Raw genomic sequence first — 25655 nt, forward strand, 5'->3', positions numbered from 1 at the left:
CCGATTATTGTAACGCAAAAAGGCTGATGACCCAAGAGCCATCAGCCATTTTTTGGAGCCGATTTTCAAAAAATCGACTCCCTACAGCATTACTTAAGTGTAACTGTAGCACCAGCTTCTTCAAGCTTCTTCTTAAGTTCTTCGCCTTCTTCTTTAGAAACGCCTTCTTTAAGAACAGCAGGAGCGCCTTCAACAAGATCTTTAGCTTCTTTAAGACCAAGGCCAGTAGCTTCACGAACTGCTTTAATTACAGCAACTTTGTTAGCACCGAAAGAAGTCAACTCAACGTTGAATTCAGTTTGTTCTTCAGCAGCAGCAGCGCCAGCACCTGGAGCAGCAGCTACAGCTACAGCAGCAGCAGATACGTTAAATTTTTCTTCGAAAGCAGAAATTAATTCAACAAGTTCAAGAACTGTTTTTTCAGCAACTGCGTTTAAGATTTCTTCGTTTGTTAAAGCCATGAGAATAACTCCAAATGGATATTGAATGGTGTGAAAATAGGATTAAGCCGCTTCTGACTCGTTTTTCTCTTTGAGCGCTGTAATGAGGCGACCCAATTTCGAAATAGGAGCTTGAAGAACAGAGGCAAGCATAGTAAGCGCTTTCTCTTGGTTCGGAAGGTTTGCAATTACGCTAACTTCAGCACCTTTATAAAGCTTGCCATCAAATGCAGCTGCTTTAAGTTCAAATGCTTTATTAGTTTTCGCAAATTCTTCGAACAAGCGTGCAGCAGCACCCATGTCGTCTTCAGAAGTAGAGAAACCGAGAATTGTTGGACCAACAAGGTCGTCATTCAAGATATCAAATTGAGTACCTTCAAATGAACGCTTAGCCAAAGTGTTACGCACGATACGTGTAGTAACACCTAACTTACGAGCTTCAACACGAAGTGTTGTTAATTGCTCTACAGTTAAGCCTTGATAGTCAGCAACAACGGCAGAGAACGCTTTAGAAGCAACTTCGTTTACTTCTGCAACGATCTGTTTTTTGTCTTCGATAAGAAGAGCCATCGTAAAACCTCCTAACGGTGATTTATGCATCCCAAAAGATGCACTCCCAATTCGTAAGTCTGACTAAGACTTACACGCGGAGGAGGAATAAATCACACCACCGCGTCTACTCAGACTGGAAGATTAAGAAAAACATTCGAAAATATTTCTCGCCTGAGGTCTTTGACGCTGATAAATATTCATTTATCAATTCAAAGTTTGCTTAGACTTTTTCAAAGAAAAAGTCTAAGGCTTTAAAATTCTGTCTAATTACTTAGAAACGTTGCTTACGTCAACGATCAAACCAGGACCCATAGTTGAGCTCAAAGTGATCTTTTTAACGTATACACCTTTAGACGTTGCAGGCTTTAAGCGTTTTAAATCTGCAATTAAAGTTTCAACGTTTTGACGTACTGCTTCTTCGCTAAAACCAAGCTGACCGATTGCAGCGTGGATGATACCTGCTTTGTCTACACGGTAACGTGCTTGACCAGACTTCGCATTCTTAACCGCGTTAGCAACGTCAGGCGTTACTGTACCCACTTTAGGGTTTGGCATTAAGCCACGTGGACCAAGAATAGTACCTAACTTACCAACAACGCGCATTGCATCTGGAGCAGCAATTACGACATCAAAGTCAAGATTTCCACCTTGAATGCTTTCAGCAAGGTCATCAAAACCAACAACGTCAGCACCTGCTTCTTTCGCAGCTTCAGCAGCAGCGCCTTGAGCAAAAACTGCAACACGTACAGTTTTACCTGTACCTGCTGGTAAAGTTGTCGCACCACGAACAACCTGATCAGATTTACGTGGGTCTACGCCAAGGTTTACAGCGATATCTAAAGATTCTTTGAACTTCGCAGCTGGTAAGCTGTTAAGAACTTGTACTGCTTCTTCCAAAGTGTAAACTTTGTTTGCTTCTACAGCTGCAGCAATGGCTTTTTGACGTTTAGTTAACTTTGCCATGTCTTATAGCTCCACTTCCAAGCCCATAGAACGTGCAGAACCAGCGATGGTACGCACACGAGCGTCTAAATCAGCACCAGTTAAGTCTGGTTCTTTAGTAGTCGCGATTTCTTCTAATTGAGCACGAGTCAACTTACCAACTTTAGTTTTGTTTGGTACAGAAGAACCCTTTTGAATACCAGCAGCTTTCTTAAGAAGAATAGATGCAGGTGGAGTTTTCATGATGAATGTGAACGACTTATCGTTGTACACAGTGATCACGACAGGAATTGGCAAACCAACTTCAAGTTTTTGTGTAGCAGCATTGAATTCTTTACAGAATGCCATGATGTTTACACCACGTTGACCTAAAGCAGGACCAATTGGTGGAGATGGATTTGCTTTACCAGCTGGAACTTGCAGCTTGATATAGCCGTCAATCTTCTTAGCCATTGAAAATTACCTCTGGGTACAAGCGCCGCTAGGCTCCCCAAAAATTAAACAACACCGAAGTGTTAGAACAACAATGCCCGATCAAATCGGGCGCTTCTCAACCAGTTCAAATTAAACTGTTTTTTCGACTTGGCGAAATTCCAGCTCAACCTGAGTAGGTCGATTAAATACATTAATTGTCAACGTTAAACGTGACTTATCGTATTGAACTTCCTCCACGACCCCTTTAAAGTCAGTGAACGGACCATCAATAACGAGCAATTCTTCACCTGGTTCAAACATCGTCTTAGGACGAGGTGCTTCACCAAGATTACGTACACGAGCAAGAATCGCATCAGCTTCACGCTGAGTGATTGGCGCAGGTTTTTCTGGTGTTCCACCAATAAAACCAAGAACTTTCGGACACTCTTTCACGATGTGCCAAGTATCATCATTCATTTCCATTTCGACTAGCACATAGCCAGGAAAGAATTTACGCTCAGACTTGCGCTTTTTACCGTCCTTCATTTCAACTACTTCTTCAGTAGGAACAAGAACTTCACCAAAGCTATCAGCTACCGTGCTACGTTGAATACGTTCATTAAGCGAACGCATCACTTGCTTTTCAAAACCTGAATAGGCATGAATAATATACCAACGCTTCATCGCACCTTACCCGATAATTAACTTAATAAACCAGCCCAACCCGTAATCAAAACACCACAATACGATTGCTGTTACAATTACAACCACAAGAACTTGCCACGAGGTGGTCATCGTCTCTTGTTTTGTCGGCCAAGCCACTCGACGTAGTTCTATCCGCGCATCTAGCAATAAACGCACAAAGCCTTTACCTTGATGGGTGGCGTATAATAAACCTAAAGCGACCGCGATACAAGCCAAAATTACCCCAATGCGCACCCAAATATCATTTGCTGGTGCCCAATAGGCAGGTAAATGCTGATTTACCATTGCTGAACCAATCAGCAAAGTCAATGCAATCAACCATAAGACAACATCTAATGGAGAACCTGAGCTTACAATTTCTGCAGCGTTATTTCTTTGAGGGATTGGCGCGTCGCTCGATGCGTCACGCGATTTATCATTCGACATTTTTTTACTCGTCGTAGAATTCGCGACTTATTATATGACAACTTAGCCAGAATCAAGCGTTTTTATTTAAAAAAAGTGGCAGGTCAGGAGGGACTCGAACCCCCAACATTCGGTTTTGGAGACCGACGCTCTACCAATTGAACTACTGACCTATGATGCAAATCGAAAGCCGAAGCTTCCGATTTGAGTTTCATAATCTATTATGCAGTTACTTTCGCAACAACACCAGCACCTACAGTACGACCACCTTCACGGATCGCAAAACGTAGACCTGGGTCCATTGCGATCGGGTGGATTAACTCTACTGACATTTCTACGTTGTCACCAGGCATTACCATTTCTACGCCATCTTGTAATTTGATCGCGCCAGTTACGTCAGTTGTACGGAAGTAGAACTGTGGACGGTAACCGTTAAGGAATGGAGTGTGACGACCACCTTCTTCTTTAGAAAGTACGTATACTTCTGCATCGAATTTAGTGTGTGGCTTGATTGAACCTGGTTTAGCAAGTACTTGACCACGTTGTACGTCTTCACGCTTGGTACCACGTAAAAGAACACCACAGTTCTCGCCCGCACGACCTTCGTCAAGAAGTTTACGGAACATTTCTACGCCAGTTACAGTTGTTTTAACTGTATCTTTAATACCAACGATTTCAACTTCTTCGCCTACTTTAACGATACCAGACTCAACACGGCCTGTTACTACAGTACCACGACCAGAGATTGAGAATACGTCTTCGATTGGCATCAAGAATGCTTTGTCGATCGCACGCTCTGGCTCAGGAATGTAAGAGTCAAGCGCTTCAACAAGTGCAAGAACTGAAGACTCACCGTATTGACCAGCATCACCTTCTAACGCTTTAAGCGCAGAACCACGGATTACTGGAGTGTCATCACCTGGGAAGTCATAAGTAGAAAGAAGTTCACGAACTTCCATTTCTACTAATTCAAGTAATTCTTCATCATCAACAAGGTCACACTTGTTCAAGAATACGATGATGTAAGGTACACCAACCTGACGTGAAAGAAGGATGTGTTCACGAGTTTGTGGCATTGGACCATCAGTCGCAGCACATACAAGGATCGCGCCGTCCATCTGAGCAGCACCAGTAATCATGTTTTTAACATAATCGGCGTGGCCCGGGCAGTCTACGTGAGCGTAGTGACGGATTGGAGAATCGTATTCTACGTGTGAAGTATTAATTGTAATACCACGTGCTTTTTCTTCAGGAGCAGAGTCGATTTGCGAGTAATCTTTCGCTTCACCGCCGTAAGTTTTTGCACAGATTGTTGCAATCGCAGCAGTTAAAGTTGTTTTACCATGGTCAACGTGACCAATTGTACCCACGTTTACGTGTGGTTTGTTACGTTCAAACTTAGCCTTAGCCATTTTGATTTTCCTCGTTTACGTCGACACCAGTTTAGAGAAAAACAACCCTGAAAAACTTTCTTTATCGACATTCGCCTAAAAAACTAGACACCTAATACTTGAAAAGCAGACTATAATAGCCTGCTTCTTTAAAATCTTGTAGAAATTCTACTAAGCTGTATATCTGGAGCTCTTATCGAGATTTGAACTCGAGACCTCTCCCTTACCAAGGGAGTGCTCTACCACTGAGCTATAAGAGCGATCTCTTCGATGGAGCGGGAGACGAGGATCGAACTCGCGACATGCAGCTTGGAAGGCTGCCACTCTACCAACTGAGTTACTCCCGCGCGTTGGTACTTTACCACTTCAATCGAAGTTATATGGTGGTGGGAGAAGGATTCGAACCTTCGAAACTTTCGTAGCAGAGTTACAGTCTGCCCCCTTTGACCGCTCGGGAATCCCACCAAATCACACTTGCACAGTGCAGCTCGTTTACTTTAAACTCAAAACCTTAAGATGGTGCCGGCACACGGATTCGAACTGTGGACCTACTGATTACAAGTCAGTTGCTCTACCAACTGAGCTATGCCGGCGCTTCTTAGTGTTTCGTACGTTTCGTATCGGAACGGTGTGCAGTTTAGCAAAACTCTGAATCGATGCAAGTGGTTTTTTTAAAAAAACCGCTAAAAACTCATAAAATCAATCCGTTTGACGATAATTCAACCGCTTTGATCACTGCGCGAGCTTTTATTTGGGTTTCATTCCATTCTGATTCAGGATTTGAGTCTGCAACCAACCCTGCTCCCGCTTGCACGTAAACCTTTTTATCACGAATCACACAAGTACGAATCGCAATCGACATGTCCATTTCCCCATGCCAACCTAAATAACCAACAGCACCACCAAATACGCCACGTTTTACAGGCTCAACCTCATCAATGATTTCCATGGCACGTATTTTGGGTGCGCCTGAAAGTGTTCCAGCCGGGAAAGTCGCCTTAAATACATCCAAGGCATCAATATCATCACGGACTTCACCCTGCACATTTGACACAATATGCATCACATGTGAATAACGCTCGATTACCATGCGATCAGTGACTTGGACTTTTCCAATCTTTGAAACACGCCCAACATCATTACGACCCAGATCAATCAACATCAAATGTTCAGCAATCTCTTTTTCGTCTGCTAATAAATCTTGCTCGAGTGCCAAATCTTCTTCTTTAGTCTTACCACGTGGTCGTGTACCAGCCAAAGGACGCACCGTTGCGATCCCATCCTCTAAACGAGATAGGATTTCAGGTGATGAACCCACAATATGAAAAGGCTTGTCATCAACAAGCGTTCGTCCTTGCACTAAAAACAGATATGGTGATGGATTGAGATGACGCAAAGCACGATAAACCTGTAATGCCTCACCATCAAAATCAGACACCATTCGCTGCCCTGGCACCACCTGCATGACATCACCAGCACGAATGTACTCTTTCACCGTTTCCACCGTTTCAAGAAACTTTTCTTTCCCCGTGATCGACTCAAAGTGCGGAGCTGTATGCGGTTTTGCCTGCAAACTCACAGGTGTTGCAAGCAGTTGCTCTAATTGATCCAATTTTTGTTGTGCTTGCGCATAAGCATCATCTTGATTTGCATCAGCATGATGGATTAAAAATAAAGTATCTTTTAAATTATCAAATACGATCACTGTTTTTGACAGCATTAACCATAAGTCTGGCAATGTCACAGGATCGTTTGCTGGAACATTTTTTAATTTTGGCTCGATATAGCGTACAGCGTCGTAACCCAGATAACCCACTAAACCACCTGTAAAGCTCGGTAGTTCAGGCAATTCTTTTTTACTTGGTACTTTAAATTGATGCTGAAAGTCGCGAATATATTGAAATGGGTCGGTACAATTTTGTTGGGTAACGGTACCATCAGTTTGCTGAACGGTAAGCACACCTGCATTACATGAGAAAACCGTAGATTCACCCAAACCGATCATTGAGTATCTCGCCCAATTTTCACCACCTTCAACAGACTCGAAAAGATAGGCATGTTTATGTGTTTTAAATCGAGCAAAAACGGAAAGTGGGGTTTCAGTATCGGCTAAACGTTGGCGGTAAACAGGAATGGTGTTATAGCCGGCTGATTTTAACTGTTTAAATTGTACTAAGGTAGTCATGGATATTCTCTATGGTTTTAATTTCTGTGCGTTTTTTCTTTAGTGCTCTTTCAAGCCCGCCATCGAAAAACCATAACTACTTTCATGCCTGTCTCCTGATCTGATCTTCTTCAACGAGTTCCACCAAACGATCCACCACCTGTTGCGGTTGGCAATCGTAAATATTCTCCCCATGATTATAGCCATAGCTGACCACAATACAATCTATACCTGCACGTCGTGCAGCTTCAACATCATTACTTGAATCACCAATCATTAGTGTTTGTGCGGCAGCAACATTTTGGCTCTGCATACAGTGCAATAATGGCAAGGGATGAGGTTTACGCTCAGGCAAGGTATCACCACCAACCACCATCTTAAAATAAGATGAAAGTGATAAAATATCCAAAATACCTCTCGCCAACTGCTCTGGTTTATTGGTCACACATGCCATGATAATCCCATGCGCTTGACAATAATCCAAGAAAGGTAAAACACCTTCATATACCTGAGTATTGACACATAACTCTTGTGCATAGACATCAACGAATGTGTTTAACAAGAGCGTATGTTGCTGAGGGCTTGCATCCTCAAATAAATATTCAAGGACTGTTTCACAAAGTTTTGCGGCGCCCTTTCCAACCCATGCTCGTATCTGATCTTCAGTAACTACAGGAAAGTGCAATTTTTCCAAACTAATATTCATTGCACGATATAAGTCAGCAGCAGAATCTACAAGTGTTCCATCCAAATCAAATAAGATAAGATCACGACGTTGTAACTGTGCAATGGACATTAAATTTCCACCTATAAAATGAAAAAGGCATCCCTCAACTAAACCCTAACACCACTTTACTTAAATGTTAGAGCAACTCGAAGCATGCCTTGATTGTAAAAGTTTAGACTAATTATTTAAAGAACAACCAAGCGATCACCGCCAAAATGATCAACACAATCAGAGAAATCATACCCACTGAAGCATTTTTTTGTTGCTCTTTTTCCTGCGCAACTCGCGACACAGGCTCTGGCATAGGCACTGATTTTGGTTCAGCAGAAACCTCAACTTTCACCCCTTCAGGGATCGGTGCAGGCTTAGGAATACCCACTTGCTGAGGCATACCATCGCGACTAATTGGCGTTTCAACAGCTCTTTCTGCAATACTTGGCATACCTTGATCTTGCGTGACGGTGTTTACTGGTTCCACTTCGATTTCTGGTAATTCAGTTTCTGGGGCAAGAACGCTAAATACAAAACTTGCAAATTGCAAAATATCACCATCATGCAATTCAGTATCTTGAATGATACGCACATCATTCACAAAGGTACCATTTGATGAGTTCAGATCTTGCACCCACAATTGTTGTTCCTTAAGCAACAAAGCAGCATGGCGACGTGAAATATCGGCAGATTGCAATAAAATATCAGCCTCTTGATGACGCCCTACCAACATATCACGTTCAATCGTGAGTTCTTTCCCCGTAAATTCACCTGTAATGGCTTGTAGTTTCCAAGTCATAAACATCAACCCTTATCCTGATTTATTGATTATCGGCTCTTGCAATCATAACATTGTGACAGAAGTGCTTGTGTGCTTCTACTGTGAAGATGCAGGATGCAACGTCGTCGTGGTCACCGTATTCTTACTTCTTTCAACCGCTTTCTTTTGCAAAGGTGGCTGTGCTGTCGCCACTGGCGTAGTCACCGCAGAGGTCTTTTGCTGCGTCGCTGTTGGCACTTTTTGATATGGTGAATTATTTATCCCCTGTTGAGTGTAAATATCCGAGACATTTTGAGGCAGCTTGGCAAAATTTCCGTTTTTATCCATCGAAAGTTGCAAGCTATATAATTGATTATAGCGTTGCTGTGAAATACGACGGATATCATCTGAATCCCCAACAATGGTTGGATGAATAAACACCAAAAGATTACGCTTTTCATTTCTACGTCTATCAGCGCGGAATAACCTACCTACATACGGAATATCCCCCAATACCGGGATACTTTGACGGGACAGAATAGTATCATCAGCAATCAACCCCCCCAGAACCACGGTCTGCCCATGATCAGCCAATACAGAGGTCTTGATCGCCCGTTTACTGGTTACCAAATCTGTTGCTTGCCCCCTACTCTCTTGAACAGCAGAAACCTCTTGTTCAACTTCAAGACGAACCGACCCTCCCTCACCAATATGCGGGACAACTTTTAGGGTTACACCCACATCTTTACGCTCTACTGTCGTATATGGGTTTACAGTACTATTCCCCTGTGTTGCAACAGATCCTGTAACAAACGGGACATTTTGCCCCACCACAATATAAGCTTCTTCATTGTCCATTGTGACAATCGACGGGGTTGAAAGTAAGTTTGATTTGGTATTCGCTTTTAAAGCTTGTATCAACGCACCATACGCTTTGCGTGAGTTTTCAAAATTCCCCACACCGATTGTAGCGCCATCTCCTAAAGCCCCTGCCGCACCTGCCGCACCACCAGTTAGATAACCAGCAGCAATTCTGGACAATCCAGAACCGAGATTTGAAAAATTAATCAGCCCAACACCACTATTTAGATCTCCAAGTGCCCATTGCACACCGAGTTGATCGGAATCATCACCTACCACTTCGATAATCGCCGCTTCTATCAAAACTTGCTGACGACGTGTATCCAGCTGTTGTATTGCCGATTCAATCTCGCGCATTAATTGTGGATCAGCTTTCACAACCAATGCATTCTGCGTACCATCAGCAATGATACTCACGCCACCACCATTAAAGCTGGTCACATCATTATTTTGACGATTATTAAAACCACTATTTAGGCTAATCGCTGAATTTCCCGATGCGTTATTGGATGAACTGCTATTTTGATTATTCGAAATCAGATTACTAACAGCATTTGAACTACTATTATTAGATGTCGATGAGGATGAAACTGACTGACCTGTCACCAAACCTTGTAAAATTTCAGCTAAATTTTTTGCACTTGCATATTTCAAACGAAATACTTTTAATCCGCCCAAACGATCTGCTGACGGCACATCGACCATTTCGATAATTTGACGCAACCGCTTGCGTGAATCTGGATCACCTTTAATCAAAATACGATTGGTGCGATTATCCGCAACAATACGTACTCGAGACCCCATCAAATCTTTAGATGATCCCGTTCCACTCATTGTCTCAAGCAAAGCAATCACTTCCTCTGCCTGACTCGACTGCAACGTAATCGCCTCAATATCATTCTGCCCTGTTCCATCCAAGTTTCGGACAATATTCTCAAGCTGATAGATATTTGCTGCTCGATCAGAAACAATAAGTGCATTGGTTCCCGCTACTGCCGCCAGATGCGCAAACTGTGGCATCAATGGGCGCAAAGCAGGTACGAGATCATTTGGATTGGTATTTTGTAGCCAAATAACACGCGTTACGATTTGATCCCCACCCGCACGATTTCGCCCATCATAAGGAATACCTGCATTTTTCACATTACTATCAGGCACCAAGCGAATCGTATTTCCTGAAGGTAATGCCACCACACCATTCACACTTAATACACCTAAGAAGAGATCGTAAACCTCATCTTTGTTGAGTGGTTTGTTGGAAATGACTGTCACATTACCGCGCACTCGCGGATCAACTGCAAAGTTCTTACCCGTAATATCAGCAACCTCATTAATAAAAGCTGCTAAATCTGCATCACGTAGATTGATCTTCCATGTCTGTGCTTGTACATGGGTACTGATTGTCGCAACTAACGGTGCTGCGGCAAGTAATGCCCAAAGTGGACGCTGATGATTCAAAAAAGCCATAACCTGCACTTATTCCTAACTATTGTGATGATGTGTGATCACTAAAAACTCTGTTGAATGGTCATCACTTGATCACCACGTTTTATTTCTATTTTGGCATGCCCTTGACGACGCACTTGCTCTAGTAATTGTACTTCGCTTAGTCCCTGCCCAACGGTTTGACCATTGATCGATAGAACTCGATCCCCCGCACGCAAACCCAATGTATTTTTAAGACCAACGGGTGTTTGATCTGTGATTTCATAGCCATCTGCACCACCACTCACTCCCATATTCTTCAGATATTGCTCACGGTTATCCTGCATTTGTTGAATTGCCTGCCCCAATGCAGACTGAGGAGAGTTTTGAACAGGCTCTGGCATATGTGCAGGCGGTGGCTGGTTATTGCGACTAACCGGCTCTATTGGTTGATATAAACCTTTCTCCAACCCTTTAAAGGTCACTTCTCGTGTTGCGCCATTGCCTTGTTTCAACACCACACGATCCCAATACACTTCAACCAGTTGATATGACGTTGAACCTAAGGTTTCACCTACACGATAACGCTCAGCACTATCATTTAATTTGATCACTGCAGAGGACAACGAGTTGGAAGAACCGAGCAGTACCCCCTGTAATTCCAAATTAACATTATCCTGCACTGTACTCGCAGCGGGCTCATTAAATAAAGCGAATGAACTGATATTCGGAACTTGTGCTTGTTGTGAACCCAACTCAACCCGATCAAATTGCATCGCTTGAGGAGGAGCAACTACCAACCAAAAAAACGAAGCGAGTTTCCAACACAGCCATAATAACAAGATTGCCAAAATCAACGGACTGAGCTTATCGAGCTTTTGCCAATCTAACTGTTGTATTTTTTGTATTAATGCGTCCATCACATTCCACCTTGTAACAATGGCTGGCGTGAGCTAATCACATAAGTGTCTAGTCCTGCTTTACCCTGATAAGAAGGAACGTTTAACAGCATTCGCTGTGTCAGTTGTACATCAAGCATAAGATTGGCATCTAAACTTATGTTTGCCATTTTTTGACTGCGTTGATCGCGTACATCCAGTTGCAATTGTCCATTGGCATCTTTTAACTCGGCAATTAAAGATGGCATAGTCATACGCTCTTGACGCTGACCAAAAGTATAAGTCAATTCGCCACCACCCCAGTTCAGTTGCCCTTCAGTGGCACTAAAACCTTTTTCATTGTGATAATGAAGTTGTACATCCTTGAGTTGAATTGCATTCTCAGGCCATTGCCAATTGGCAAAATAACGCAAAGTTTCAGGTGCCACTTGACCTTGTAACCCCTTAACAATAATTTTTTTCCCCAAGCCATAAGCAAAGACACCATTAAATTGTGTGTTGCCACTATGGATATCGAGATCAGCCCCAAAACGTAATAGCAACAAATCTAAAGGTCGTGTCTTCCAATGCACAGAGCCTCGTAACTGCCCACGTTGCCAGTCCGCTTGTCCCTGCCAGATGTTGCCACTAACATTATGTAGTAATTGATTATCTTTAGAAAATTTCGCAATAAGCCATGTTGCTGGAATCTGTAAAATAATAAAAATTAAAAATGCAAAAATGGCGAATAGCCACCATCTCCATTGTTTGGTATTTTTCTTCATCCCACCCTTACCAACATCGCTAACATCATCCATTTAAAATACTTGCTCTGAATGACATTATGCATAATTTTTCAACATCGCCAATTCTCTCATATAAAAAAACCAAGCTTTTAAGCTTGGTTTTTTACAAAGGATAAAGTCATGGTATGACAAAACGATGACTTTAAAACTCACTTAGATTAAGAAATCTTCAAGTTTTGCGCCTTTTTCTAATTCAGCAACCAACCAACGCGGTTGTTTACCACGACCAGTCCAAGTTTCTTCAGTATTATTTTTATTGCGGTAGCGTGGTTCTACAGCTTTACGCGTAGTCTTTTTACGCTTTTGCTCACCTACAGCCAATAACTCTTCAACAGTTAAACCAATACCATCAGCAATTGCTATGATTTGATTATATGCATCTTCAATTGCTTGGTCTTTTTTACTTTCAATTAAAGCTTCAGCTTCTGCTTGCAAACGCTTTAAATCTTCAACTGATAAATCACTAATATCTGGTTTCATCCGAACCACTCCAACTCAATAAGAAAATATTTCACGCAAAAATAAAAAAATGAATTCTAAATTCAGCTCAATATTAATTTATATGCATTTAATTAATCAATATAAGAATAGCTGAATTAATCACACTATAACAAAAAAAATGCTTTTTATTTACAAGAAAACTTAAAATGAAAACTCAAAATAAAATATATATTAATCTATTTTTAATTTAGCTCAGTTCAAAACAGTGCATAGCACTGATATTTCGACTTCACAAAAAAATCACACTCGATAATTTTATGGCTCACTTTGATTTACTTATTATTGAAAATAACTTCATTTACAAACCTTAATCCATCACACTTACGCAAGATGTGTTACAGAAAAATAGTAAATGAAGTTTTTCTATAAAATCACAATATCAGACATAATTGTCTTTACGATGATTAGTTTCAAATTAAATCATGCTCTACAGTCTTTTCTAACTGAATGATCCTTTGCTTAATATGGTCTGGGATATTTATTTTTTTTGCATTCACTTTATCAACACACACCATTACAGCATCGCCTGTTGCAACAATTTGTTGTTGTTGCTCACTCCACAATACATATTGCATTCTAAATGCACTGTTTCGGATCTCCTCAATACGCGCACCAACATGCAACACATCTGGATAAAATACAGGGCTTAAATACTTACATTGACTCGATGCAACTACGGTCAATATATCTTGCTCAAATATATTTAATGCCATCAAATAGGCAATACGAGCACTTTCTATATAGCGATAATATTGCACATTATTTACATGACCAAATGCATCCATATCTCCCCAAGCAACACTTTGCTTATGTATAACAGGGTAGACAGACAACTCATTCATATTCTCACTCACAGCTTAAAGTTCAGAAAATTAACATCATTTTCAAATATTAAATTCAACTGTTTGATTAAATCCAAATTATCCCCTAGGACTGACTTAATCCTTAAATAACTCATTAATATATTATCAGGATATAAAGTTAATAACTGCTCAGCTTCCTGTTGACGGTCTGTCGCCACATAAATATGCCATTTAGCAAAACTTAACATCGGCACACCCGCATAACGTTGCTCGAACAGCAAAATACGTTGCTCTACATCAGCATAATCTGGAATTTGCTTCAGGAGTTGCTGTTGAAACCAGAGATAAAATACTTCCGGATCAAAATGCTCTTGTAATAAATGCAAAGCCAATTGCTCATGTTGTACGCTCATCTCAGGCATTCGAGCCAATAATTTAAGCCACAACACCTTACTCGTATATGGGCGAGTCTGTATTTCATTCTGCAAGGCTAAATAACGCTGCTGCAATGCCGCTAAATCATCCACGGATGCCTGATCAAACTTAATCAGCAATTGCTGCAACCATAGATCTCGATGTTCAGCATCAAGCAAACCATATTGCGTTGCTTGCAGGAACAACCACGGACGTTGTAATGCCAATTTCCCCCATAAAGCAGTGATACGCTGTTGATAAGCCGTTTCGATTTGAAGTAACCAAGGAGATAATTGATGTTGAGTCAAAAACTCTAAATGCGTGAGTGCTTTTTCTTCTTGTTGTTGCGCTAAAAAAATATCTATACGTTGCAATTCAGCCAATTCAAACGCGACCGGCGCCGATTGCTCCAAGTGCTGCAAAGCTGCGTCATAATTCCCATTTTTATAATCAAATTGGGCGGCAACAATGTGGTTTAACAAGCCTGATTGGGTATACACTCGTTCAATAAAAACCTGTTGATCTTTAGCCGCATCCAACAACCAAACAACACCTAATTGCTCATAAGGATGCAAATCCTTAAAATGGAGGGCTATTTCTTTTTTACGTTGTTCACGTACAAAATAGCGTTTACCCAATAACCAAAATGATTGTACCAACAAACTGATAATAATAAATAATGCAATTAAGCCCCAAACACTGCTTTGTAATTGCCAATCACGCCAATAGAGATAAGCATAACCATGCCCATAGCCATAACTCAAAACCGCAAAAATTGCGAATAAGAATAAGCTAATCAACACATAACGAAGCAACAAATGTTTCATTGTGCTTACCCCACTAACCCGAGTGTAATCAGTTTCGGCGTTGCTACTGTTGGTAAATGCAAAATCTTATCAAGACGTTGATTCATTTGTTGGCTATTCTGATCTGGTAGTTCAGCCAGCAATTGCATCACTTCTTGAATTGATTTTCTGTATTCAGTCTGCTGACCACGATGTAACGCATCTGACGCAAGTAACATCCGTAATTGCGCCTCTTTCAAAGTAAGATTACGATGCACTAAGTCAGGTGGATTGCGCTGCACTTTTTCCAAATTAAACCAATGCCGCCATATTGAAGATTCGCCTTTTGTAGCTTTCAACTGAGGATTTTGTATTTCTTTTTGAATCCGCTGATCCAACTCTTGCAATAAACCTTCAAGTTGTTGTTGTTGCTGTGTTTGAGTCAAAACGAATTGTTGAATTGACTGCTTATCTTGTTCAATCGCTTTGAGCAAACTGTGTTGTAGTGCAGGCGCCAGACTCGATTGAAGCACTTGCTGTTGAACTTGAGTCAAATGCTCTAAAGCATAAATAAATTGTTGTTGATCTAGCGCGAACTGAACCAGTTGCAGTTGTTGTTGGATCAAAATCACGGGTGCTACACCAGTAATGACCATTGGAGACATATTTAAACCAGAAGGTGTTTCTGGGCTACTACTTTGCAACTGACGCTGTAATGCGACTAACTGATCATTCAATAAAGCATAACGTTGTTCAGTTTGCGAAAGTTGCTGTTGCAGTTGAGGAATCGTCTGAGCATTTTGAGCCATATCATAACTGAGCTTAACCAACCACACTAAGCCAAGTAATAATATTAAATAGACAATTTTTCTCATACCGCCCCCCGCCAATCGCTCATGCGTTGAATAATCTCCGATGCAGATAAATTTTCAAGCTGAATAATGTTAATTGTATTGCCTAAACTATGTTGCGCTTGATTTAAAATAGCAGTTAAACGCTCACCTAACACCAAATACACCCATTTCTGCTTACAAGGATTTTGTGCACAAAGTTGAAGCCAATTTTTCCAGCTCGCCTCACTACTTATCAGCACCGCGACTGGTTGATCAAGTTCCATTTTTTCTAATAAACGAGGGAATTCAAACACACTTTGTTGAGGGCATTGCCGATGGTAAAGCACAAAGTTCGCAATTTTGACGCCTTGCTGTTGTAATTGCTGCATCATAAATTGACGCCCACCTAATCCTCGCCAAAAAGCAATTTTCTGCAAATCGCTCTGTTGCTTTAAAAGAGGAAGATCCAACATGCCTTCTGAGCTTTCCACCTCAGGCACATCACTTTGAATACCAAACTGGGCCAACGCTTTGGCTGTTGCCTGACCTACCGCAATCCAGCGAATATGTGCGAGCTGATGCAAGTTCAACCCAGACTTGACCAAATACTTCATTCCGATATCAACCGCTGTTGGGCTGACAACAACAATCACCTGCACCTGATCTAATTGCTGATATAGTTGCTGTAATTCCTCAGAAAGAGGCACAGCAATTAGCTCTAATAAGGGTAAGTGTTCTACTTGATAACCCGCATCCTGCATCGCTTGAGTCAAGCGATCTGCACGATCTTGCGGGCGAGTATTAATAAATCGCATTAATAGAGGGCTTTCAATAATTCACCTGCACCTTGATCCAATAAATCTTGTGCAAGTTGCTCACCCAACTGTTCAGCTTGATCCGTTGAACCAATCAATTGTTTTTTAAGCAACGTCTTTCCATCAACGCTCCCAACACGGCCTTCAATCTGTAATTGATGATTGACTATAGTGGCATAACCTGCGATTGGCACTTGGCACCCCCCTTCCAAATAAGCATTTAGGGCACGTTCCGCACGCACACAAATCGAGGTTTCTTCATGTTGTAAGGGCTGAATCAATGCCAAAAGCTTTTCATCATCTGCACGACATTCCAAACCTAATGCCCCTTGCCCCACCGCAGGCAAGCTAAGGACTGGAGCCAAACAATGACGAATCCGATCAGCCAAACCTAAACGCTTTAAACCTGCGCTGGCGAGGATAATCGCATCATATAAACCATCGTCTAACTTTGACAATCGTGTGCCCACATTGCCACGTAAATCAACAATTTCTAAATCTGGACGTTGCTGCAAAATCTGGCATTTTCGACGTAAACTCGAAGTTCCAACTTTTGCACCCTGCGGCAAATCCTCAAATCGCGCATACTGATTCGACACAAAGGCATCTAAAGGATCTTCACGCTCACAAATAACGGCTAAAGTTAAACCATCAGGTAAATGCATCGGCACATCTTTCATAGAATGCACAGCCAGATCAGCACGACCATCTAATAACGCGGCTTCCAGTTCTTTCACAAATAAGCCTTTACCACCAATTTTGGCTAATGGCGTATCGAGGATTTTGTCACCTTGCGTGACAAACTTAACCAACTCAACAGTTAAATCTGGATAAAGTGCGTTTAAACGAGAACGAATATGCTCCGCTTGCCAAAGTGCAAGAGGACTTTGTCGAGTCGCAATTTTTAGAGTTTTCATAAATCTACGTCAAGTATTGATTAAAGCAATTGCTCCCAACTTAACTTGATCATCTAAAATTGCAAGTAAAAAATCACAAACAATCTTTCAGCTCAGGTAAAACAACCTCTATAGCTGGTGCATACATTCTCTTAAACTCGGTAGATGTCGACGACTCACCGACAAACGCTCATCCAACTCACGTAGACGGACTTGATATTGCCCCGCAGCCACCAACTCTAAACCTTCTAAATAATCTAGAGAGACTAACGCATTACGATGAATACGAATAAAACGATCTGAAAACTCATTTTCCAGATCTTTTAATGTTTCATCAATCAACACACTGCCATTCTTGTGGCGAACGGTCACATATTTCTGATCCGCTAGAAAATAATATACATTCTCTAATGGAATTAACTCGACGCCGCGATACGTTTTAGCAGCAATTTGGTGACGCTGGGTTTTGGAATCGTCCATATCTTCTAATTGTAAACCCGTCATTTGTGCTTGGGTTAGTTGAGTTAAATGTTGAAATACTTGTTGTAAATCTTCTTGTGCGACAGGTTTTAGTAAATAGCCCTGTGCTTGAAATTTAAATGCTTCCAATGCATGCTGATCGTAAGCCGTGCAGAAAATAACAGCAGGTCGTGGATCTAAATGGCGCAATTGTTCTGCACACTCTAAACCATTCATGCCTGGCATTTGAATATCTAACAAAACCACATCAGGTGAAGTTTGTTCAATCTGGCTTAACACATCTTGTCCATGATGTGCGGTTGCCACAACGTCGTGTCCCATTTGAGTTACCAAACGTGATAAGCGCTCTACTGCAAGTGGTTCATCATCAGCAATGAGGACTTTCATCCATTTCTCCTTGTCACTGTTAACTTCATCCATATTTTTTATGGTTAACTCGACTTATTATTTTACTCGGTAGTGGTAATTCACCACAGTGGTATATAACGATGTGCCGCCATACACTTGAAATTTTACAGTTTGACCGTAATACGCTTTCAAACGTTGTTCAACATTTTCGATCGCAATACCATTTCCTTTCCGCGGTTTTATTGTATCGCGAGAATAAGGGTTAGTAATGACTATACTGACTTGATTTTGCAATATTTCAACCAATACCGTAATGGTTGACTGCTGCAATACCCTTTCTACCCCATGAAAAATACTATTCTCCAGCAGGGGTTGCAATGTTAATAAGGGAATCGTAACGCGTTTTAGCTCAATCGGTGTGGCTTGAATATTCCATTCGACTTTTAAACGATCACCCAAACGTATTTTTTCAATGCTGAGATATTGCTGACATAAATCTATTTCTTCGGCCAAACTGACCAATTTAAGCTCTTGGAAACTTGCTCGAAACAACCGCGACAAACTGATCAGCATATTTTCAGCCTTGTCAGGATCAATACTAATTAGACTCACCACGCTATTTAAACTATTAAATAAAAAATGGGGGTGAATACGTGCTTGCATCGCCTGAATTCGAGCATTCAATTCACTATATTGCTGATTCAACCATTGTTCACGCATATATAAATAACGTAAACAAAATGCACCAAGCAAGACACCATAACTCAAATGCAATCCCACACCATGGAATAAGATCTGTTCATTAAAGCTACCTGAGCGTACTGTCCAATACTGAATCACATTTACTGCACAGGTGGTTGAAAAAACAATCAGCTGCAACAGAATAAAACCCAAAGTTAAAGCGGTTTTCTGACTAAATTTAGAAAAAAAAGCTTGGAAGTAATCCACCAATGCAGCAAAAGACAAAATCACCCAATTAATAAAAAACATATATTGCAAGACACGAATACCCTGCAATGCCTGCCACGACTGCGCTTCGGCCAAAGCCAACACCATCGCCAGAACATTACTTGCAACAATTAATTCTAATAGGTATTGCCATTGCCCAATTTTCGTAAAAAAATAGGAGCCTGATGGATTCAATGAACGTGATTGCGATAACTTCTTCGCACGAGTTTCGGCAACTGCGTTTGGATTTGCTATACTCTTTTTTATTTTACTGAGCCGCCATGACCACATCTTCTCAATCCTCATCTTCAGCAAGCCCTCATCAAACCTCTGGCATGTGGGGCGGTCGCTTCTCAGAAGCAACAGATGCTTTTGTTGCAGAATTTACCGCATCTGTGCAATTTGACCAACGTTTTTATAAGCAAGATATTGCAGGTTCAATCGCACATGCAACCATGCTTGCTAAAGTGGGTGTTCTCACTGAAGCTGAACGTGATGACATTATTCAAGGTTTAACCACAATTCAAGCAGAAATTGAAGCTGGTGAGTTTGAATGGCGTATTGATTTAGAAGATGTGCATATGAACATTGAGTCTCGCTTGACTCAACGTATCGGCATTACAGGAAAAAAACTACATACTGGCCGCAGCCGTAATGACCAAGTTGCAACTGATATTCGCTTATATTTGCGTGATGAAATTGATGATATTTTGACAATTTTACAGCGTCTACAACAAGGCATTTTGCAACTTGCAAGCAAGAATACCAACACGATCATGCCTGGTTTTACCCATCTTCAGACGGCTCAACCCGTGACTTTTGGTCATCATTTGCTGGCTTGGTTTGAAATGCTAATCCGCGACACAGAGCGCCTACAAGACTGCCGCAAGCGTGTCAATCGCATGCCGCTGGGGTCAGCAGCTTTAGCAGGGACAACTTACCCAATTGATCGTGCTTATACAGCAGAATTACTTGGATTCGAATCCGTTTCAGAAAACTCATTAGATGCCGTTTCGGATCGTGATTTTGCGATTGAATTTAATGCCGCTGCCTCTTTGATCATGATGCATTTATCTCGCATGTCAGAAGAACTGATTTTATGGACTTCAGCACAATTTAAATTCGTTAACATTCCTGATCGCTTCTGTACAGGCTCATCCATCATGCCACAGAAGAAAAATCCAGATGTTCCTGAACTGATTCGTGGCAAGTCAGGTCGTGTGTTTGGCGATCTTATTAGCCTATTGACGCTGATGAAGGGTCAACCTTTGGCGTATAACAAAGACAACCAAGAAGACAAAGAACCTTTGTTTGATGCGATTGATACAGTTCGCGGTTCATTGATGGCATTTGCAGATATGATTCCTGCACTTGTTCCAAATATCGAGATTATGCGTGAAGCAGCACTACGTGGTTTTTCAACAGCAACAGATCTTGCCGATTACTTAGTTAAAAAAGGTGTTGCTTTCCGTGACGCACATGAAATTGTAGGTAAAGCAGTCGCTTTAGGCGTTGCAGAGGAAAAAGACTTATCGGAATTGACCTTAGAGCAACTTCAACAATTCTCGGATTTAATTGGTGCTGATGTATTCGATCAAGCATTGACCCTAGAAGCCTCTGTCAATGCACGTGATCATATTGGTGGTACCTCACCAAGACAGGTTGAAGCAGCAATTACTCGTGCCCATACTCGCTTAGAACAGCTTTACGCATAAGGACATCATAATGACTCGACAAGTATTTTGCCGTAAATATCAAAAAGAGCTTGAAGGTCTAGATTTCGCACCATTTCCTGGTGCGAAAGGGCAAGAGTTCTTTGAAAATGTTTCCAAACAAGCTTGGCAAGAATGGTTACAGCACCAAACTACATTGATTAATGAAAAGCGCTTAAATGTGTTTGAACCTGAAGCTAAAAAGTTTCTTGAAGAACAACGTGAGAAATTCTTTAACAATGATGAAAGCGTAGAAAAAGCTGAAGGCTGGAAGCCTGAAGAAAACTAAAGCAACGCTTTGGTTTTCTGCAAGACAAGGACGAAGTCCGCGTAGGCCACAATCGAAAAGGATCTATTGCGCAAGACGAGAAGCTATGCTTCGAGTTAAACAGGAAAGCAACGCTTTGGTTTTCTGCAAGACACGAAGAAGACACCTGTAAGCAACTGAAAAAGAGAGCAAATTCGCTCTCTTTTTTACGTGATATTTACATTAGCAATAAAGTCTTACAGAGCATACACACTTGCCTACATGACACAACTCCGGATCACCCTTATAGTTAATTCAGAAGGATAAAGAGACCCTTAGAGATCTCACCGAAGTATGATATTTCTCTCCCAGACTTTCCCCCGAAGTCTGGGATTTTTTTATGTATCATTTAGCTCACTAAGAAATATTCCCAGATTACGAATCCAATCGCAAAGCCAAGAAAAGCATAGAGCGTAATAATTAAAAAAACAAAACTTGCTGAGTTATTCTTTTTTAAAAAGCGCATCGCGGTCACACCTTCAAATGAGATTAATCCCATTTTGAATGACCCATCAGTTAAAATATAGACACAGAATTTTTCAAAAAACTATAACAGAAATGCCTCTAAGGTCAGGTAGAGGCATCCTACAAAACTGGTAAACAATAGAGTTCAGGCAGATCAAATAAAATTATTTTTGATTAACTTTTTGTTCTATTTCTTCGATACTGGTATGACGAACATCGGTCCCTTTTGCCATATAAATCACTTGTTCAGAAATATTACGTGCATGATCACCAATACGCTCCAAAGAACGTAATACCCACATTACATTCATCACACGTGAAATATGACGTGGATCTTCAATCATATAAGTCATCAATGTCCGTGTTGCTGACTGATATTCACGATCAATATCAACATCTGCCATCACAACTTTCAAAGCTTGATCTACATCCAAACGCGCAAAGGCATCCAAGGCATCATGGATCATGACACGTACTTGATTTCCAATATGACGTGTTTCCATATAACCACGTGGAGACTCACCCTCTTCACATAGGTTTTGAGCAATACGTGCGATTTTTGCAGCCTCATCCCCAATACGCTCCAAGTCAGTATTGGCCTTACTCATTGCAATGACCATACGCAAATCAATCGCAGCTGGGTGACGACGTGCCAAAATCAAGGTTAGACCTTCATCAATATCACGCTCAAGCTGATTGACAGTATTGTCTTTAAACTGAACGTCAATCGCGAGATTGGCATCTGTATCTAATAAAGAATGGATGGCATTGGCTACCTGTTGCTCTACCAAGCCCCCCATGCTCATAAATTTGGTATGTACATCTTGTAAGTCTTCATTAAATTGTGAAGAAATATGATGACTTAACACAGGATTACTTGGACTCACAGAATGCCTCCATTAGACACATGGAAAATGATGCATGATTAAAACATAACAATGATGAAGTTTTTATGACAGTCATCTTATTTCCGATTAACCAACTCGGATATTTCAAACATAACATAGAAGTTAGAAAAATTGTGCAATTCTGATCGTTCCAGCCAACAGACACGATCAGAATCATGCTAAGCTAAATGCTGCTTGACGGAGCGCAGTTAATTAACTGCTGAGATCATAATAATCACATGATTTAAATATGAGTACCGTTGAACCTGATCAGGTTAACACCTGCGTAGGAATCAAGCCCAGCAAAAACCTAGCTCAGTTTTATCCAAGTTTTGAAGGATAAATCCGCCATTGTTTTTGGTCGTGCTTGATTCGTTAATGCCATAACATAAGGATCATGCCATGAACCAATTAACGAATCTTTCTCCAGCTGATATCTCTGCTCAACATGAGCAAGATGCTAAAGATTTAACTCGTATTTTACCTGCATCCAAAAAAGTTTATGTCCAAGGTTCTCGCCCAGACATTCAAGTTCCATTTCGTGAAATCAGCTTAACAGAAACACCCACTGGCTTAGGCGGTGAATACAATCCCCCAATCATGGTATATGACACATCTGGGGTCTATACTGATCCAAATGTACAAATTGATTTAAACAAAGGTTTACCTTCGATTCGCCAAAAATGGATTGAAGAACGTAACGATACTGATGTTTTAACGGGTCTGAGCTCTGAGTTTGGTCAAGCACGTTTAAAAGATATTCGTACTGCTGAAATTCGTTTCGCTCACATCCAAAATCCACGTCGTGCACAAGCAGGTAAAAATGTCACGCAAATGCATTATGCCAAACAAGGCATTATTACGCCTGAAATGGAATATATTGCAATTCGTGAAAACCAACGCCAACGCGAAGATGTTGATATGCGTCAACATCCAGGCCAAAACTTTGGGGCACAAAATTTAAGAGAAATTACCCCTGAATTTGTACGCCAAGAAGTTGCAGCAGGACGCGCCATTATTCCGGCCAACATTAACCATCCCGAATGTGAACCCATGATTATTGGTCGCAATTTTTTGGTGAAGATTAATGCCAATATTGGCAATTCAGCACTCGGTTCATCAATTGATGAAGAAGTTGCAAAAATGACATGGGCAACTCGTTGGGGTGCCGACACCATTATGGACTTATCAACAGGCAAAAATATCCATGAAACGCGTGAGTGGATTATCCGCAACTCCCCTGTTCCAATTGGTACTGTTCCAATTTATCAAGCCCTAGAAAAGGTCGATGGCGTTGCCGAAGATTTGACGTGGGAAATCTTTAAAGACACTTTGATTGAACAAGCCGAGCAAGGCGTCGATTATTTCACTATCCATGCAGGTGTATTACTTCGTTATGTTCCAATGACGGCGAATCGCTTAACAGGAATCGTCTCTCGTGGCGGCTCAATTATGGCACAATGGTGTTTAGCTCACCATGAAGAAAACTTCTTATACACGCATTTTGATGAAATTTGTGAAATCATGAAAGCATATGATGTGTCATTCAGCTTAGGTGACGGTTTACGTCCAGGCTGTATTCAGGATGCCAATGACGAAGCACAATTTAGTGAACTGAAAACCTTAGGAGAGCTCACCCACCGCGCTTGGGAACATGACGTACAAGTGATGATCGAAGGGCCAGGGCATGTGCCAATGCACATGATCAAAGAAAATATGGATCTACAACTTGAAGTCTGCAAAGAAGCGCCGTTCTATACGCTTGGACCGCTGACCACAGATATTGCTCCAGGTTATGATCACATTACGTCTGCAATTGGTGCAGCAATGATTGGCTGGTATGGTACAGCGATGTTGTGCTATGTGACACCGAAAGAGCACTTGGGCTTACCGAATAAAAAAGATGTTAAAGATGGAATTATTACCTATAAAATTGCAGCACATGCAGCAGACTTAGCCAAAGGTCATCCAGGTGCGCAAGTCCGTGATAATGCCCTCTCTAAAGCACGTTTTGAATTCCGTTGGGATGATCAGTTCAATCTTAGCCTAGATCCTGATACCGCACGCAGTATGCATGATGAAACACTACCAAAAGAGGCACACAAATCAGCACACTTCTGTTCAATGTGTGGCCCTAAGTTCTGCTCGATGAAAATCACGCAAAATGTGCGAGATTATGCGCAAAATCAACGCAATGCCAAACAATCAAATGATGCCGACACAGAAGTTGAAGCAGGTCTCAATGCGATGAAAACCGCTTATCAGGAACATGGTCAAAAATTGTACCACAAAGTGTAAATCAACTAAAAAAAGATTTGCCTGCGAAACATTCTCGGTTAGGATGAGATATGTACAATCTCATCCTGATTGAAGATGAATATTCTTGACCACGCCAGCTATTCAGCCTCCGACGTTACGATAGAATCTCGAACGTTTTTATATCGAGGATTCATTCAAGTAGAGAAAGTGAGCCTCAAACATCGATTATTTCATCGATTAGAGTATTCACCTGTCATTCAACGAGAATTAATTCATCGACCTGAAGCTGCTGGCGTTTTACTATACAATGACGCACAACAACGCTTCGCTCTGATCGAGCAATTTCGAATTGGTGCGATCAACGATACGGTATCTGCATGGCAACTTGAAGTCATAGCAGGCGTACTTGATGGCGATGAATCTCCGGAGCGCTGTATTCGTCGAGAAGCATTAGAAGAATCTGGATGTGACATCACAACATTAAAACATTTATTTAGCTTCTACCCGTCTGCGGGAGCTTGCTCTGAACTTTTTCATTTATATGTAGCAGAAGTTGAATTACCTAAGGATGGGGGTGTTTTTGGGGTAGCGGATGAAGGTGAGAACATTCAACTTCATTTATTTGATTACTCCCAATTAAACATACTATTAAATAACGGGCGGTTGAGAAATGCACCTGTAATCATGGCATTACAATGGCTTGCTCGACATATACAACAACGATAACAAGTCTGAGGGGCT

General features: G+C 41.3%; 27 protein-coding genes, 5 tRNA genes and 1 riboswitch. Of the genes, 4 read left to right on the forward strand and 28 right to left on the reverse strand.

Going from position 1 to position 25655, the window contains the following annotated elements:
- Positions 1 to 89 precede the first annotated feature (89 nt).
- From rplL to DS737_RS14710, 26 genes are all read right to left on the reverse strand, one after another.
- Positions 90 to 461 (reverse strand): 50S ribosomal protein L7/L12, encoded by a 372-nt coding sequence (gene rplL / locus DS737_RS14585; protein ID WP_004637642.1) that lies wholly within the window; start codon positions 459 to 461, stop codon positions 90 to 92.
- A gap of 42 nt (positions 462 to 503) precedes the next feature.
- Positions 504 to 1010, reverse strand: coding sequence for a 50S ribosomal protein L10 (rplJ, locus tag DS737_RS14590; RefSeq protein WP_004876417.1), 507 nt, complete (start codon positions 1008 to 1010; stop codon positions 504 to 506).
- Positions 1011 to 1259: 249 nt separating this feature from the next.
- Entirely contained in the window at positions 1260 to 1955 is a 696-nt protein-coding gene (gene rplA / locus DS737_RS14595; RefSeq protein WP_004637640.1) for a 50S ribosomal protein L1, read from the reverse strand.
- Between the two features lie 3 nt (positions 1956 to 1958).
- A complete protein-coding gene (rplK, locus tag DS737_RS14600) occupies positions 1959 to 2387 on the reverse strand; it encodes a 50S ribosomal protein L11 (RefSeq protein ID WP_004637639.1) in 429 nt (142 codons plus the stop codon).
- A 111-nt stretch (positions 2388 to 2498) separates the two neighbouring features.
- Positions 2499 to 3032 carry a transcription termination/antitermination protein NusG gene (gene nusG / locus DS737_RS14605; protein ID WP_004637638.1) on the reverse strand — a complete coding sequence of 178 codons (534 nt, stop codon included), beginning with the start codon at positions 3030 to 3032 and terminating at the stop codon, positions 2499 to 2501.
- Positions 3033 to 3038: 6 nt separating this feature from the next.
- On the reverse strand, positions 3039 to 3479 hold the full coding sequence (secE, locus tag DS737_RS14610; RefSeq protein ID WP_004637637.1) for a preprotein translocase subunit SecE: 441 nt from the start codon (positions 3477 to 3479) through the stop codon (positions 3039 to 3041).
- A gap of 76 nt (positions 3480 to 3555) precedes the next feature.
- Positions 3556 to 3631 (reverse strand) — tRNA-Trp (locus tag DS737_RS14615).
- A 48-nt stretch (positions 3632 to 3679) separates the two neighbouring features.
- Positions 3680 to 4870 carry an elongation factor Tu gene (gene tuf, locus DS737_RS14620; protein ID WP_005081540.1) on the reverse strand — a complete coding sequence of 397 codons (1191 nt, stop codon included), beginning with the start codon at positions 4868 to 4870 and terminating at the stop codon, positions 3680 to 3682.
- Between the two features lie 164 nt (positions 4871 to 5034).
- Positions 5035 to 5109: transfer RNA gene (locus DS737_RS14625), tRNA-Thr, on the reverse strand.
- 11 nt (positions 5110 to 5120) lie between these two features.
- A tRNA-Gly gene (locus DS737_RS14630) sits at positions 5121 to 5196 on the reverse strand.
- 34 nt (positions 5197 to 5230) lie between these two features.
- Positions 5231 to 5314 (reverse strand) — tRNA-Tyr (locus tag DS737_RS14635).
- A 52-nt stretch (positions 5315 to 5366) separates the two neighbouring features.
- Positions 5367 to 5442: transfer RNA gene (locus DS737_RS14640), tRNA-Thr, on the reverse strand.
- 98 nt (positions 5443 to 5540) lie between these two features.
- Entirely contained in the window at positions 5541 to 7034 is a 1494-nt protein-coding gene (gene trpE, locus DS737_RS14645) for an anthranilate synthase component I (RefSeq protein WP_113997833.1), read from the reverse strand.
- 82 nt (positions 7035 to 7116) lie between these two features.
- Complete coding sequence (locus tag DS737_RS14650) at positions 7117 to 7809, reverse strand: phosphoglycolate phosphatase (RefSeq protein WP_017395056.1); 693 nt, start codon at positions 7807 to 7809, stop codon at positions 7117 to 7119.
- Between the two features lie 112 nt (positions 7810 to 7921).
- The gene (locus DS737_RS14655) at positions 7922 to 8530 is read right to left on the reverse strand and encodes an FHA domain-containing protein (RefSeq protein WP_026070334.1); all 609 of its coding nucleotides are present in this window, start codon (positions 8528 to 8530) and stop codon (positions 7922 to 7924) included.
- Between the two features lie 78 nt (positions 8531 to 8608).
- A complete protein-coding gene (gspD, locus tag DS737_RS14660) occupies positions 8609 to 10819 on the reverse strand; it encodes a type II secretion system secretin GspD (protein ID WP_113997834.1) in 2211 nt (736 codons plus the stop codon).
- Positions 10820 to 10860: 41 nt separating this feature from the next.
- On the reverse strand, positions 10861 to 11697 hold the full coding sequence (locus DS737_RS14665; protein ID WP_113997835.1) for a type II secretion system protein N: 837 nt from the start codon (positions 11695 to 11697) through the stop codon (positions 10861 to 10863).
- Complete coding sequence (gspN, locus tag DS737_RS14670; RefSeq protein ID WP_026056326.1) at positions 11697 to 12440, reverse strand: type II secretion system protein N; 744 nt, start codon at positions 12438 to 12440, stop codon at positions 11697 to 11699. Before gspN ends, DS737_RS14665 begins: the two co-directional genes overlap by 1 nt.
- 174 nt (positions 12441 to 12614) lie before the next feature.
- Complete coding sequence (locus DS737_RS14675) at positions 12615 to 12941, reverse strand: H-NS histone family protein (protein ID WP_113997836.1); 327 nt, start codon at positions 12939 to 12941, stop codon at positions 12615 to 12617.
- Positions 12942 to 13372: 431 nt separating this feature from the next.
- Positions 13373 to 13804: an acyl-CoA thioesterase gene (locus tag DS737_RS14680; protein ID WP_005083921.1), complete on the reverse strand. Its 432-nt coding sequence runs from the start codon at positions 13802 to 13804 to the stop codon at positions 13373 to 13375.
- Between the two features lie 8 nt (positions 13805 to 13812).
- A complete protein-coding gene (locus tag DS737_RS14685) occupies positions 13813 to 15006 on the reverse strand; it encodes a heme biosynthesis protein HemY (RefSeq protein ID WP_113997837.1) in 1194 nt (397 codons plus the stop codon).
- 5 nt (positions 15007 to 15011) lie between these two features.
- Positions 15012 to 15839: a hypothetical protein gene (locus DS737_RS14690; protein ID WP_017395054.1), complete on the reverse strand. Its 828-nt coding sequence runs from the start codon at positions 15837 to 15839 to the stop codon at positions 15012 to 15014.
- Positions 15836 to 16612, reverse strand: a complete 777-nt coding sequence (locus DS737_RS14695) for a uroporphyrinogen-III synthase (RefSeq protein ID WP_004637621.1) — start codon at positions 16610 to 16612, stop codon at positions 15836 to 15838. Before DS737_RS14695 ends, DS737_RS14690 begins: the two co-directional genes overlap by 4 nt.
- Positions 16612 to 17529 (reverse strand): hydroxymethylbilane synthase, encoded by a 918-nt coding sequence (gene hemC / locus DS737_RS14700; protein ID WP_004637620.1) that lies wholly within the window; start codon positions 17527 to 17529, stop codon positions 16612 to 16614. The genes DS737_RS14695 and hemC overlap by 1 nt, the downstream gene beginning before the upstream one ends.
- 108 nt (positions 17530 to 17637) lie before the next feature.
- Positions 17638 to 18375 (reverse strand): LytR/AlgR family response regulator transcription factor, encoded by a 738-nt coding sequence (locus DS737_RS14705; protein ID WP_017395052.1) that lies wholly within the window; start codon positions 18373 to 18375, stop codon positions 17638 to 17640.
- A 57-nt stretch (positions 18376 to 18432) separates the two neighbouring features.
- Positions 18433 to 19575 (reverse strand): sensor histidine kinase, encoded by a 1143-nt coding sequence (locus DS737_RS14710; protein ID WP_005083929.1) that lies wholly within the window; start codon positions 19573 to 19575, stop codon positions 18433 to 18435.
- On the opposite strand from DS737_RS14710, the gene argH reads away from it, so the two are divergent.
- Together argH and DS737_RS14720 are read left to right on the forward strand one after the other, a co-directional pair.
- The gene (argH, locus tag DS737_RS14715; protein ID WP_004637617.1) at positions 19566 to 20999 is read left to right on the forward strand and encodes an argininosuccinate lyase; all 1434 of its coding nucleotides are present in this window, start codon (positions 19566 to 19568) and stop codon (positions 20997 to 20999) included. The genes DS737_RS14710 and argH overlap by 10 nt on opposite strands.
- A gap of 10 nt (positions 21000 to 21009) precedes the next feature.
- Positions 21010 to 21285: an oxidative damage protection protein gene (locus DS737_RS14720; protein ID WP_005083932.1), complete on the forward strand. Its 276-nt coding sequence runs from the start codon at positions 21010 to 21012 to the stop codon at positions 21283 to 21285.
- 367 nt (positions 21286 to 21652) lie between these two features.
- On the opposite strand, the gene DS737_RS16305 is transcribed toward DS737_RS14720, so the two are convergent.
- Together DS737_RS16305 and phoU are read right to left on the reverse strand one after the other, a co-directional pair.
- Complete coding sequence (locus tag DS737_RS16305) at positions 21653 to 21769, reverse strand: hypothetical protein (RefSeq protein ID WP_100222740.1); 117 nt, start codon at positions 21767 to 21769, stop codon at positions 21653 to 21655.
- 163 nt (positions 21770 to 21932) lie between these two features.
- Positions 21933 to 22655 carry a phosphate signaling complex protein PhoU gene (gene phoU / locus DS737_RS14725; protein ID WP_004637615.1) on the reverse strand — a complete coding sequence of 241 codons (723 nt, stop codon included), beginning with the start codon at positions 22653 to 22655 and terminating at the stop codon, positions 21933 to 21935.
- Positions 22656 to 22844: 189 nt separating this feature from the next.
- A riboswitch (TPP riboswitch) is annotated at positions 22845 to 22965 on the forward strand.
- A gap of 92 nt (positions 22966 to 23057) precedes the next feature.
- Here phoU and thiC point away from each other — a divergent pair.
- Together thiC and DS737_RS14735 are read left to right on the forward strand one after the other, a co-directional pair.
- Positions 23058 to 24953: a phosphomethylpyrimidine synthase ThiC gene (gene thiC / locus DS737_RS14730; RefSeq protein WP_005087925.1), complete on the forward strand. Its 1896-nt coding sequence runs from the start codon at positions 23058 to 23060 to the stop codon at positions 24951 to 24953.
- A 75-nt stretch (positions 24954 to 25028) separates the two neighbouring features.
- Complete coding sequence (locus DS737_RS14735) at positions 25029 to 25640, forward strand: NUDIX domain-containing protein (RefSeq protein ID WP_113997838.1); 612 nt, start codon at positions 25029 to 25031, stop codon at positions 25638 to 25640.
- The last annotated feature ends 15 nt before the right edge of the window (positions 25641 to 25655 follow it).

Origin of the sequence: Acinetobacter haemolyticus (assembly GCF_003323815.1) — a bacterium.
GTDB classification, from domain to species: domain Bacteria; phylum Pseudomonadota; class Gammaproteobacteria; order Pseudomonadales; family Moraxellaceae; genus Acinetobacter; species Acinetobacter haemolyticus.